11 protein-coding genes and 1 riboswitch are annotated in these 12,872 nt (G+C 71.2%); all 11 genes read left to right on the plus strand.

Annotated elements, in window-relative coordinates; genetic code table 11:
- The first annotated feature begins 242 nt into the window (after positions 1-242).
- The 11 genes from E6P78_RS17035 (at position 243) to E6P78_RS17085 (ending at position 12,818) form a co-directional block, all read left to right on the plus strand.
- Complete coding sequence (locus E6P78_RS17035) at positions 243-899, plus strand: SurA N-terminal domain-containing protein (protein ID WP_136204446.1); 657 nt, start codon at positions 243-245, stop codon at positions 897-899.
- A 33-nt stretch (positions 900-932) separates the two neighbouring features.
- Complete coding sequence (locus E6P78_RS17040; protein WP_136204447.1) at positions 933-1,895, plus strand: nucleoside triphosphate pyrophosphohydrolase; 963 nt, start codon at positions 933-935, stop codon at positions 1,893-1,895.
- 102 nt (positions 1,896-1,997) lie between these two features.
- A complete protein-coding gene (locus E6P78_RS17045; RefSeq protein WP_240799247.1) occupies positions 1,998-3,263 on the plus strand; it encodes a cytochrome P450 in 1,266 nt (421 codons plus the stop codon).
- Between the two features lie 106 nt (positions 3,264-3,369).
- Positions 3,370-4,398, plus strand: coding sequence for a transglycosylase family protein (locus E6P78_RS17050; protein WP_136204449.1), 1,029 nt, complete (start codon positions 3,370-3,372; stop codon positions 4,396-4,398).
- A 319-nt stretch (positions 4,399-4,717) separates the two neighbouring features.
- A riboswitch (cyclic di-AMP (ydaO/yuaA leader) is annotated at positions 4,718-4,889 on the plus strand.
- A 4-nt stretch (positions 4,890-4,893) separates the two neighbouring features.
- Positions 4,894-5,640, plus strand: a complete 747-nt coding sequence (locus E6P78_RS17055) for a transglycosylase family protein (protein ID WP_136204450.1) — start codon at positions 4,894-4,896, stop codon at positions 5,638-5,640.
- Between the two features lie 311 nt (positions 5,641-5,951).
- The gene (gene eno, locus E6P78_RS17060; RefSeq protein WP_136204451.1) at positions 5,952-7,238 is read left to right on the plus strand and encodes a phosphopyruvate hydratase; all 1,287 of its coding nucleotides are present in this window, start codon (positions 5,952-5,954) and stop codon (positions 7,236-7,238) included.
- A 116-nt stretch (positions 7,239-7,354) separates the two neighbouring features.
- Positions 7,355-7,825 carry a septum formation initiator family protein gene (locus E6P78_RS17065; protein WP_136204452.1) on the plus strand — a complete coding sequence of 157 codons (471 nt, stop codon included), beginning with the start codon at positions 7,355-7,357 and terminating at the stop codon, positions 7,823-7,825.
- Between the two features lie 67 nt (positions 7,826-7,892).
- A complete protein-coding gene (locus E6P78_RS17070) occupies positions 7,893-8,432 on the plus strand; it encodes a DUF501 domain-containing protein (protein ID WP_136204453.1) in 540 nt (179 codons plus the stop codon).
- 10 nt (positions 8,433-8,442) lie between these two features.
- Complete coding sequence (locus E6P78_RS17075) at positions 8,443-9,384, plus strand: Ppx/GppA phosphatase family protein (protein WP_136204454.1); 942 nt, start codon at positions 8,443-8,445, stop codon at positions 9,382-9,384.
- A gap of 426 nt (positions 9,385-9,810) precedes the next feature.
- Entirely contained in the window at positions 9,811-11,196 is a 1,386-nt protein-coding gene (locus tag E6P78_RS17080; protein WP_136204455.1) for an NAD(P)/FAD-dependent oxidoreductase, read from the plus strand.
- A gap of 317 nt (positions 11,197-11,513) precedes the next feature.
- The gene (locus E6P78_RS17085; protein WP_136204456.1) at positions 11,514-12,818 is read left to right on the plus strand and encodes a cyclopropane-fatty-acyl-phospholipid synthase family protein; all 1,305 of its coding nucleotides are present in this window, start codon (positions 11,514-11,516) and stop codon (positions 12,816-12,818) included.
- The last annotated feature ends 54 nt before the right edge of the window (positions 12,819-12,872 follow it).

Consider the following 12,872-nt stretch of genomic DNA (forward strand, 5'->3'; position numbering starts at 1 on the left):
TGGCCCGGACCACTTCCACTGCCCTAGAGCATCCGGCAGTCGGGGGACGGCGTCACGGGTCTGGGCACGCACATCCGCGGCGTTGTCGTCAATCAACAACGCTCCGCGTTGCCTCAATCCTCCGCCTTGCAGCTGCACGCACCCAGACCCGCTCCTTTTCCCGCCCCCCAACTGCCGGATGCTCTAACATCGATCACCGCAAGGCTTTGTGCACCGCCGCACAATCTCCTCGGGAGGCTCCTTTGCACCGCCGCCGTCGCACCGCGCTCACCGTCTCCGCCGCGCTGCTCGCCGCAGCGCCGCTCCTCACCGCCTGCGGCAGCCAGGCCCACCCCGGCGCCGCGGCCGTCGTCGGCGGGGACCGGATCACGGTGTCCACCGTGCAGGCCCAGGTGGCGGACGTGCGCCAGGCGCAGAACTCCTCCGGGCAGGGCGCCCAGCTCACCGACCAGTCGGGCCAGCTCGCCCGCGCCAAGCTGCACGGCATGATCCTCGACCGCGTCCTGGACCGGGCGTCGGAGGACGCCGGCGTGACGGTGACCCGCGCGGAGATCCAGGAGATGCGCAAGTCGGCCGTCGCCCAGTACCAGGGCGAGAAGGGCCTGCAGGCGGCCGTGCTCCAGGAACGCTGGATCGCCCCCGGCCAGATCGACGCCTTCCTGCGCGAGCAGATCCAGCTGACCAAGCTCGGCCAGGCACTCGGGGCCGACCCGAGCAGCCCGGAGGGCACCAAGGTCATCGGAGAGGCACTGGCCAAGGCGTCCGAGGCGCTGAAGGTCGACGTCAACCCGCGCTTCGGCAAGTGGAACGACCAGCAGATCCAGCTCGCCGACTACAAGGCACCCTGGATCTCGCAGGTCACCAGGCCCGCCCAGGCGCCCACGGAGGCCGGGGCCTGAGGACCGCCGCTCGGCCGGGGTAGATTCGGCCTCGTGAACGCTGAAGACCCCGGCCGCATCGTCCTGCTCACCGCCAGCCACCGGGTCGCGCCCGGACTGCTGTCCTGGCCCGCCTGGCAGGCGCTGCACGCCGCCGACCGGGTGCTCTGCGGGGAGCCGGGCCAGCCCCAGCTGCCTTATCTGCGCGAGGCCGGCATCACCGTCACCCCCGGCGTGCCCGACGCGCAGGAGCTGGTCGACGCCTGTGCGGGCGGCCGGACCGTGGTGATCGTCACCGGCGGCGAGGGCGACCAGCCGCTCACCGACGGCCTGGCCCGGCTCGCCGGTTCGGGGCGGGTGCGGATGCCCGACCTGGAGCTGCTGCCCGGTTCGTACGACCTGCCGGGCGCCCGGCTCCTCGACCTGGTCCAGGTCATGGACCGCATCCGCGTCGAGTGCCCGTGGACCTCGCAGAAGACCCACAAGGGCCTCGCCAAGTACGCCATCGAGGAGGCGTACGAACTGGTCGAGGCGATCGAGGACGGTGACCGCGAGGAACTGCGCGAGGAGTTGGGCGACGTCCTGCTCCAGGTCGTCTTCCACGCGCGCATCGCCGAGGAGGACGAGCAGGAGCCGTTCTCCGTGGACGACGTCGCCGCCACGCTGATCGAGAAGCTGATCCACCGCCACCCGCACGTCTTCGGCGACGAGACCGCCGAGACCCCGGAGGACGTCCACGCGCACTGGCTGCGGACCAAGGCGATCGAGAAGCAGCGTGCGTCGGTCACCGACGGGGTACCGCTCGGCCAGCCCGGACTCGCACTCGCCGCGAAGCTCGCCGGCCGGGCCCGTACCGCCGGACTCGACGTGCCGCTCCCCGAGGGCGACGACATCGGCTACCGCCTCCTCGCCCTCGCCGTACGCGCCCAGGAGGACGGCGTCGACCCGGAGGCCGCCCTGCGCGCCGCGGGCCGCGCGTACCGGGACGCCATCAGGACGGCCGAGGGCACCGGATAACGTCGGGGAGTGAACGACAGCCCCGCCGACCGCCCGGCGGACCGCCCGGCCGAAGCCGCGTCCGTACCCGCCGGATGCCCCGCCCATACGTCCCCCGGCGCCGTGCCACCCGCGCCCGAGCTCTTCACGTGGGAGTTCGCCACCGACCCGTACCCCGCCTACGCCTGGCTGCGCGAGCACAGCCCCGTGCACCGCACCACCCTGCCAAGCGGGGTCGAGGCATGGTTGGTGACCCGGTACGCGGACGCCCGGCAGGCCCTCGCCGACGCCCGGTTGTCCAAGAACCCGGCGCACCACGCCGAGCCAGCGCACGCCAAAGGCAAGACCGGCATCCCGGGCGAACGCAAGGCCGAGCTGATGACACATCTGCTCAACATCGACCCGCCCGACCACACCCGGCTGCGCCGCCTGGTGTCCAAGGCGTTCACCCCCCGGCGCATCGCCCAGTTCGCGCCCCGGGTGCAGGAGCTGACGGACCGGCTCATCGACGGGTTCGTGGAGAAGGGCGAGGCGGACCTGATCCACGAGTTCGCCTTCCCGCTCCCCATCTACGCGATCTGCGACCTGCTCGGCGTCCCGCGCGAGGACCAGGATGACTTCCGGGACTGGGCGGGCATGATGATCCGGCACGGCGGCGGCCCGCGCGGCGGGGTGGCCCGGTCCGTGAAGAAGATGCGGGCCTATCTCCTCGAACTGATCCACCGCAAGCGCGAGAACCCCGGCGACGACCTGATCTCGGGGCTGATCCGGGCGAGCGACCACGGCGAGCACCTGACCGAGAACGAGGCCGCTGCGATGGCCTTCATCCTCCTGTTCGCCGGCTTCGAGACCACGGTGAATCTGATCGGCAACGGCGTCCACACCCTGCTCGGCCACCCGGCCGAGCGGGAGCGGCTGCAGCGCTCCCTGGCGGCGGGGGAGAGCGAGCTGCTGGCCACCGGGGTGGAGGAGCTGCTGCGCTACGACGGGCCGGTGGAGCTGGCGACCTGGCGGTTCGCCACCGAGCCGCTGACCATCGGCGGGCAGCGCGTCGGCGAGGGCGACCCGGTGCTCGTGGTGCTCGCGGCAGCCGACCGGGACCCCGCGCGCTTCGGCGGGCCGGACACGCTGGACCTGTCACGGCGCGACAATCAGCACCTCGGCTACGGTCACGGCATCCATTACTGTCTGGGAGCGCCGCTCGCCCGGCTGGAGGGGCAGGCCGCGCTCGCCACGCTCCTGACACGCCTTCCGGACCTGCGACTCGCGGGGGAACCTACCGATTTGCGCTGGCGTGGCGGGCTCATCATGCGCGGATTGCGCACGTTGCCGGTGCGGTTCACGCCCGGTGCGCGGGTCGGCGAAGGTGACACTCTGTCAACTCTGTGACTTTCACGTGATCTCTGCTGCATCGACTTGTGACTCACGTTCGAGTCCCGCTAGGTTCACCGTTCGACTCACCAGTCGCTTGTCAGTCACACGGAAGGCATCTCCCATGGGCTCCGCGAACGGCAGACACCGTCGCCCTCGTCAGGCACCCGCCATCGTCGTCGCCGCAGGCGTCACCGGCTCGGCCATCGCCATCCCGCTGCTCGGCGCGGCAGGCGCGCACGCGGCGGACGCCTCGACCTGGGACCGGGTGGCCGAGTGCGAGAGCGGCGGCATGTGGAGCGCCGACCTCGGCAACGGCTCCTACGGTGGCCTCCAGTTCACGCCGGAGCTCTGGAAGGCGTACGGCGGTGAGTCCTACGCCGAGCGCGCGGACCTCGCCAGCCGCTCGCAGCAGATCGCCGTGGCCGAGAAGGTGCTGGCCGACAAGGGGCCGAAGGCGTGGCCCAGCTGTGCGGTGATCTCGGGGCTCACGAAGGGCGCGGGGGCGGCCGGCGTCGACCCGGGCAGTACGCCCTCCGACAGCCCCTCCCGGAGCGCGGACGCGGGCCTGGACGCGGGCCTGGGCACCGACCCGGCCGACGACGCGTCCTCGGGGGCGTCCCGCACGGCCTCGGGCGCGGCCAGGGGCGGCGCGACCGGCGGGGCCACGGGCAAGGCCGCCGACAAGAGCGCGGGCAGGAGTGCGGGCAAGGGCGGCAGGTCGAGCGCCGGTGCGTCCGCCTCCCCGTCCGGCGCGCCGTCCGGCGCCCCCTCCGGTTCGGCCGACCCGTCCGGTTCCGCCGACCCCTCCCGTTCCACCGACCCGTCCGGCAGCGCCTCGGACGGTACGCGGGAGTCGGGCGGCAAGCACCGGGGCGCCCCGGCCGCCGATGACGCGGCCGAGGCGGACAGTGGCCGCGACACGGGCCGGCACGCCTCGCGGGGCGACGGGGACGCACGCGACACCGCGGCGGCGGAAGCTGACGGCACGTACACCGTCCGGCCGGGCGACAACCTGTGGGCGATCGCCGACGCGCACGAGCTGCCCGGCGGCTGGACCGGGCTGTACGAGGCGAACAAGGCCGAGGTGGGCTCCGACCCGGACCTCATCCTGCCCGGTCAGAACCTCGACCTCGGCCTGGACGCCGAGTGAGCGCCGTCCGGCGAGCAAGCGCCGTTCGCTGAGCAGCTGAGAACGCCCCGAATTTTGGGGGGTTTAAGAGGCCTATGTCCCACTTTTGATCAAGTGAGACATGGGTCTCTTTGCGTGAACTGGCGCGTCTTGTCCGGGAGGTCCCCTCGCATCCGTTCCGACCTGCGGAAATGAGGGCTCATCGGATACTCATACGGGATGTTTATCCGGTATGTCTGTCTTTGAATATGAGGGTTGCGTGTGTTTACGGTCAGAACCGCTCGCACCGCGGGCCCCGTCGACCGTCACGCCGAATCCTGCCGTCGGTCGAAGGGAACAGACGCGTAAAGCGCCGTAGGCAGGAGCGGGGGACCCAGGTAAGCGCCGGACCCGATCGTCCAAGGACGCGTCAGGACCGGCTTGGGGTGAAGCCGCGTGCAAGGACACGCGGCCGGGCAACTCACTTGGCCCGAACCCGACAGCTCACCTCGCAGGCGTCGGTGAGGAGAAGTCTCGATGCTGCTCAACAGCAAGGGCAACAAGCACCGCCGCCCGTCCAAGCTCGTCCGGATCGCCACCCTCGCCGGTGTCACCGGTGCCGCCGTCGCCGTGCCGCTGATGGGCGCGACCGGTGCCTCCGCCGCGTCCGTCGCCACGTGGGACGCCGTCGCGCAGTGCGAGTCCGGTGGCAACTGGTCCATCAACACCGGCAACGGCTACTACGGCGGCCTGCAGTTCTCCCAGTCCAGCTGGGCGGCCGCCGGTGGTACCCAGTACGCGCCCCGCGCCGACCTGGCCACCAAGGCCCAGCAGATCGCCACCGCCGAGAAGCTCCTCGCCATGCAGGGTCCGGGCGCATGGTCCTGCGCCGGTGCCGGCAACCTGAGCAACGACGGCGTCGACCCGGGCGTCGACACCGGCTCCGGTGCGGCCAAGACCGAGACCGCTCCCAAGCGGCAGTCCGCGCCGGTCCAGAAGGCCGAGCCGAAGAAGGCCGAGCACACCGAGGCCCCCGCCACCAACCGCTCGGACCGCTCGGACGCCCCGAAGAAGGCCGAGAAGAAGACGGTCACCACCCCGACCGGCGAGAAGGTCGAGAAGGGTGACGGCGAGTACAAGGTCGTCGCCGGCGACTCCCTGAGCAAGATCGCCGCCGACCACAAGGTCAAGGGCGGCTGGGAGCGGCTGTTCAAGCTGAACAAGGACATCGTCGAGGACGCCGACCTGATCTACCCGGGTCAGCAGCTCCACCTGACGAGGTAGTCGCGGTCCCTCCTCGCTGATCGCCCAGGCCGCCCCGGCCCGGCGCGCACCTTCCCCCCGTGCGTGCCGGGCCGGGGCACGCCGCTTTCCGCGGTGGCCGGGCGGCGGGTGGCCGGGCGCGATCGTTCAACTGTTGTAGTTACTGACCAGTAATTATCTGGCGCTTTGCCCTGCTGTGCCCGCCCTTGGGTCCTTTTTCGTCCCAGGGGACGGGCGGTCGGCCGACGGAGACGGCCGGGCCGGTTAGGCTCTTGTGGCAAGGCCAAAGTGACCCTGCACAACCAGCGTCATATCCCAGAAGGAGATGCCTCGTGCCGTCCATCGACGTCGTCGTAGCCCGGGAAATCCTCGACTCCCGGGGCAACCCCACGGTCGAGGTCGAGGTTGGCCTCGACGACGGCAGCACGGGTCGTGCTGCTGTTCCGTCCGGCGCCTCCACCGGCGCGTTCGAGGCCATTGAGCTTCGCGACGGCGACCCCAACCGCTACCAGGGCAAGGGCGTCGAGAAGGCCGTCCTCGCCGTGATCGAGCAGATCGGCCCGGAGCTCGTCGGCTACGACGCCACCGAGCAGCGCCTCATCGACCAGGCGATGTTCGACCTGGACGCCACGGAGAACAAGGGCTCGCTCGGCGCCAACGCCATCCTCGGCGTCTCCCTCGCCGTCGCGCACGCCGCCTCCGAGGCCTCCGACCTCCCGCTGTTCCGCTACCTCGGTGGCCCGAACGCGCACCTGCTGCCCGTCCCGATGATGAACATCCTCAACGGTGGGTCGCACGCCGACTCCAACGTGGACATCCAGGAGTTCATGATCGCGCCCATCGGCGCCGAGTCCTTCTCCGAGGCCCTGCGCTGGGGCGCCGAGGTCTACCACACGCTGAAGAAGGTCCTGAAGACCAAGGGCCTGTCCACCGGCCTCGGCGACGAGGGCGGCTTCGCGCCGAACCTGGAGTCCAACCGCGCCGCCCTCGACCTCATCATCGAGGCCATCAAGGAGGCCGGTTACGCCCCGGGCAAGGACATCGCGCTCGCGCTCGACGTCGCCGCGTCCGAGTTCTACAAGGACGGCTCGTACGAGTTCGAGGGCAAGACCCGCTCGGCCGCCGAGATGACCGAGTACTACGAGGAGCTGGTCTCCGCGTACCCGCTGGTCTCCATCGAGGACCCGCTGTACGAGGACGACTGGGCCGGCTGGAAGGTCATCACCGACAAGCTCGGCGCCAAGGTGCAGATCGTCGGCGACGACCTCTTCGTGACCAACCCGGAGCGCCTGGCCCGCGGCATCGAGGAGGGCTCTGCCAACGCCCTGCTCGTCAAGGTCAACCAGATCGGTTCGCTGACCGAGACCCTGGACGCCGTCGAGCTGGCCCAGCGCAACGGCTTCAAGTGCATGATGTCCCACCGCTCCGGCGAGACCGAGGACGTCACCATCGCCGACCTCGCGGTCGCCGTGAACTGCGGTCAGATCAAGACCGGCGCCCCGGCCCGTTCGGACCGCGTCGCCAAGTACAACCAGCTGCTGCGCATCGAGGAGATCCTCGACGACGCCGCGGTGTACGCGGGCCGCTCGGCGTTCCCGCGGTTTCGCTCCGAGAACTGACGAACACAGCAAGGGCTGACAGCCCGGCAGGCTCCAGGGCCCCGGCCTCCGTCCGTCCCCGCACTCGGTCCCGTACCGTGTGCGGGGACGGACGTGCGTGATGGGGAGGCGGAGACATGGCCGCGAAGGACAGGGACCGGTTCTCCACCGCAACCCGGCTGCGGCTGCTCGGTGAGCAGACCGCCGCCCGCGTCTACCGGTCCCAGAACCGCCGACAGGCCCGCCGCTCCCGGCTCACCGGCCGGGCCGCCTTCCTGGCGCTGATCGTCTGCTCGCTGATCGTGGCCCTCGCGTACCCGATGCGCCAGTACGTGTCGCAGCGCGACGAGATCGCGGACCAGCAGCGGCTGGCACGGGAGGCCGAGGCGCGCACCGAGGAGCTGCGCGACGAGAAGGCGCGGCTCCAGGACGACGCGTACATCAGGCGGCTGGCCCGCGAGCACCTGCACTACCTTCTTCCCGGGGAGACCGGCTACACCGTGGTCGACCCCGACGCGGTCAAGGAGCGCAACGGGAAGCCGGCCGAGTCCGGCCGGCCGTGGCACTCCAACCTCTGGGACGGCGTCGACAGCGCCGACCGCGGCTGACGGCCGTCCCCGCCCGTATCTCTGCAGAACCGCGGTTCGAGCAGTCCGATCAGAACTCTAGGCAGGCATGGAAACGCCCCCTCCCCAGACCGAGCCCACCGTCCCCACCGACGCGGACATCGCCGCCTTCCAGCAGCAGCTGGGGCGCCCGCCGCGCGGACTGCGGGCGATCGCGCACCGCTGTCCGTGCGGCAACCCGGACGTGGTCGAGACGCAGCCCCGGCTGGAGGACGGCACCCCGTTCCCGACGACGTACTACCTGACGTGCCCGCGTGCGGCGTCCGCGATCGGCACGCTGGAGGCGAACGGGGTCATGAAGGAGATGACCGAGCGCCTGGGCCGGGACCCGGAGCTGGCGGCGGCCTACCGGGCCGCGCACGAGGACTACATCGCGCGGCGTGACGCCATCGAGGTGCTGGAGGGCTTCCCGAGCGCGGGCGGCATGCCGGACCGGGTGAAGTGCCTGCACGTGCTCGTCGGGCACTCGCTGGCGGCGGGGCCGGGTGTGAACCCGCTGGGGGACGAGGCGATCGCGATGCTTCCGGAGTGGTGGCGCAAGGGGCCGTGCGTGTCGCCGTGCGGCGAGCAGGGCACGGACGAGGGCTGAGGGCGAAGACATGACGCGCGTGGCTGCCATCGACTGCGGTACCAACTCGATCCGTCTGCTGGTCGCGGACGCCGACCCGGCCACGGGGGAGCTCGTCGAGTTCGCCCGGCGCATGGAGATCGTCCGGCTGGGGCAGGACGTCGACCGGACCGGGCGGCTCGCCCCCGAGGCGCTGGAGCGTACGTTCGCGGCCTGCCGTCAGTACGCGGCGGTGATCGAGGAGCACGGCGCCGAGAAGGTCCGCTTCGTCGCCACCTCCGCCTCCCGGGACGCGGAGAACCGGGACGACTTCGTGCGCGGGGTGCTGGACATCCTGGGCGTCGAGCCCGAGGTGATCAGCGGCGACCAGGAGGCCGCGTTCTCGTTCGACGGGGCGACCAAGGAGCTGGCCGGGCGCGACGACCTCGCCAAGCCGTACCTGGTCGTGGACATCGGCGGCGGCTCCACCGAGTTCGTCGTCGGCGACGAGAGGGTGCGGGCCGCCCGGTCCGTGGACGTCGGCTGCGTCCGGATGACCGAGCGCCACCTCGTGCGCGACGGTGTCGTCAGCGACCCGCCCTCGCCGGAGGGGGCCGAGGCGATCCGCGCGGACGTCGCGGCGGCCCTGGACCTGGCCGAGGAGAGCGTCCCGATCACCTCGGCGGCCACGCTCGTCGGCCTCGCCGGGACGGTCACCACGGTGGCCGCCATCGCGCTGGGCCTGGAGGAGTACGACTCCGAGGCGATCCACCACTCGCGGGTCTCCCTGGAGCAGGTGCGGGAGATCACCGCGCGGCTCCTGGCCTCGACGCACGCGGAGCGCGCCGCGATCGGCGCGATGCATCCGGGCCGGGTCGACGTGATCGCCTCCGGGGCGCTGATCCTGCAGGCCGTGATGGAGCGGACCGGGGCGCGCGAGGTCGTCGTCAGCGAGCACGACATCCTGGACGGAATCGCCTGGTCCCTGGCCTGAGCGGCAGGCCCGGAAGATGCTCATACGTCATTCCGGCCGCACCTTTGAGTGGGCGGGATGTGCCTGGTGAGGCGCCTTTCGGGCCGCCTCGCGACCAAGTTCGTGAACTTCTTCACAAGAGATTGGCCGCCCGGGGCCGGACTTCTGCTCCGGATGGGTGGTGGCGAGGGTGAGCGGGGTCACTCGGCGCCCGTACGGGATGGTTCCGGTCGCGGCGCGGCGGTGCGAGGCCGGGAGGGGCGCGTCTCCGGCCCGGGGGCTCAAGGGCCAGCTCACAGGCGGTGAACAACGTTCGCCAACGGCGCGGGGTTCCCGGCCCGGGTCATGACCTGGGTCACGTGGGCGGCGAACTATAGCAGAGGGTGGCCCGAACCTTGTGAAGGGGCTCACGAGCATGCCCCCCGAGTGGGGTGGATACTCGATGGCATGAGCACCACGGAGCGTCCCAGGATTCTCGTAGTAGGCGGTGGGTACGTAGGCCTGTACGCAGCTCGGCGCATCCTCAAGAAGATGCGCTACGGCGAGGCGACCGTCACGGTCGTCGACCCCCGGTCGTACATGACCTACCAGCCCTTCCTCCCCGAAGCTGCTGCCGGCAGCATCTCGCCTCGGCATGTCGTCGTCCCGCTGCGACGCGTCCTGCCCAAGGCCGAGGTCCTCACCGGCCGCGTCACCACCATCGACCAGGACCGCAAGGTCGCCACGGTCGCGCCGCTCGTCGGCGAGGCCTACGAGCTGCCCTTCGACTACCTGGTCATCGCGCTCGGCGCGGTCTCCCGCACCTTCCCGATCCCCGGCCTCGCCGAACAGGGCATCGGTATGAAGGGCATCGAGGAGGCCATCGGGCTGCGCAACCACGTCCTCGAGCAGCTGGACAAGGCCGACTCGACGACCGACGAGGACGTCCGCCGCCGGGCCCTCACCTTCGTCTTCGTGGGCGGCGGGTTCGCCGGTGCGGAGACCATCGGCGAGGTCGAGGACATGGCCCGCGACGCGGCGAAGTACTACACGAACGTGAAGCGCGAGGACATGCGCTTCATCCTCGTCGACGCCGCCGACAAGATCCTCCCCGAGGTCGGCCCGAAGCTGGGCACCTGGGGCCGGGAGCACCTGGAGTCCCGTGGTGTCGAGGTCTTCCTCTCGACCTCCATGGACTCCTGCGTCGACGGTCACGTGGTGCTGAAGAACGGCCTGGAGGTCGACTCCAACACCATCGTGTGGACGGCCGGCGTGAAGCCGAACCCGGCGCTGGCCCGCTTCGGTCTGCCGCTCGGCCCGCGTGGTCACGTGGACACCTCCGAGAAGCTCCAGGTGCAGGGCACCGACTACATCTGGGCCGCCGGCGACAACGCCCAGGTCCCGGACATGATCGGCCGCAAGGCCGGCAACCCGAACGCCTGGTGCCCGCCGAACGCCCAGCACGCGCTGCGTCAGGCCAAGGTCCTCGGTGACAACGTCATCTCCGGGATGCGCGGCTTCCCGCAGGCCGACTACAGCCACGCCAACAAGGGCGCGGTCGCCGGTCTGGGCCTGCACAAGGGCGTGGCGATGATCGTCATGGGCAAGATGAAGATCAAGCTCAAGGGCCGCCTCGCCTGGTACATGCACCGTGGCTACCACGGTCTGGCGATGCCGACCTGGAACCGCAAGATCCGGATCTTCGCCGACTGGACCCTGGCGATGTTCCTCAAGCGCGAGGTCGTCTCGCTCGGCGCCATGGAGACGCCGCGCGAGGAGTTCTACGAGGCCGCCAAGCCGGCCCCCGCGCCGGCCGCCGCCAAGCCGGTGGGCGAGAAGGCCAAGGCCTCCTAGTCCGCGCAAGGCCGTCCAGGCAGTAGTACGACGCCCGAAGGGGCCGTCCGCCATCCGTGGTGCGGGCGGCCCCTTCGGCGTATCCGGGTGTGACGGGGCGGCGCGGGGTGCCGGGGCGCGGGGGCCCGATCCCGGGCGGATGCATGTGGCGTGCACGTATTTTGCCGTTCCCTTGCCCGGTAGCGGGATGGTCCGGCCGCCGCAGACTGTTGAGGGAGGTGTGCCACGCCATGGTGCCCAGGGCGCCGGGGCGTGGTCCGAGACATGTGTGGGCATGTCTGGGCACGTTGGGAAACACCGTCACGGAGGTGTGCGCCATGGCAGACGCCGCATTGCGGCTGACCGCTCTCGCCCAGGAGTTGCTGGGAGAACCCCTACCGGTCCGTATCCGGGCCTGGGACGGCAGCGAGGCCGGACCACCCGGCGCCCCCGTCCTCGTCATCAGGAACCGCCGGGCCCTGCGCCGGCTGCTGTGGAAGCCGGGCGAACTGGGCCTGGCCCGCGCCTGGGTGGCCGGCGAGATCGACATCGAGGGCGACCTGTACGAGGCCCTGGACCTGATGGCCGGTCTGATCTGGGAGCGCGGGGACGACGTGGGCTTCGGCGTCCAAGCCCTGCGCGACCCGAGGGTGAGGGCGGCCGGCAAGGAGCTGCTGAGGCTGGCCGGCCCCTGGCCGGCGCCCCCGCCGCCGCCCGAGGAGGTACGCCGCCGCAGCGGCCCCCTGCACACCAAGCGCCGCGACAAGGAGGCCATCAGCCACCACTACGACGTGGGCAACGACTTCTACGAACTGGTTCTGGGACCGTCCATGGTCTACTCCTGCGCCTACTGGCAGGACGGCGGAACGCTGGAGAGCGCCCAGCGCGACAAGCTCGACCTGGTCTGCCGCAAGCTCGCGCTGAAGGAGGGCGACCGCCTGCTGGACGTGGGCTGCGGCTGGGGCTCCATGGCCATCCACGCCGCCCGCGAGTACGGCGCCCGGGTCACCGGCGTCACCCTCTCCATCGAACAGGCCGCCTACGCCCGGAAGCGCATCGCCGACGAGGGCCTCACCGACCGCGTCGAGATCCGCGTCCAGGACTACCGGGACGTCCGCGACGGCCCGTACGACGCGATCTCGTCCATCGGCATGGCCGAGCACGTCGGCTCCGTCCGCTACCGCGAGTACGCCGACGACCTCTACGCCCTCCTCAAGCCCGGCGGGCGCCTCCTCAACCACCAGATCGGCCGCCGCCCGGAGAAGGACGAGTCCGCGTACGAGATCGACGCGTTCATCGACGCCTACGTCTTCCCGGACGGTGAACTGGCCCCGGTCGGCCGGACTCTGGCCACCCTGGAGGAGGCCGGTTTCGAGGCCCGGGACGTCGAGGTGCTGCGCGAGCACTACGCGCTGACCCTGCGCCGCTGGGTCGCCAACCTGGAACAGGGCTGGGAGCGCGCGCTGAAGATGGTCTCGCCCGGCCGGGCGAGGGTCTGGCGGCTCTACATGGCCGCCTCCGCGCTCTCCTTCGAACGCAACAGGATCGGCGTCAACCAGATCCTGGCGGTGCGCCCGCGGGAGGACGGCTCCTCCCGGATGCCGCTGCGCGCCCGCGCCTGGAAGGCCGACGCGACCGGCTGAGCCCGCGCATGTGAACGGGGCCGGTATCCGCCACCGCGGATACCGGCCCCGTCC

The organism is Streptomyces sp. A0958 (assembly GCF_004795035.1).
Classification (GTDB): domain Bacteria; phylum Actinomycetota; class Actinomycetes; order Streptomycetales; family Streptomycetaceae; genus Streptomyces.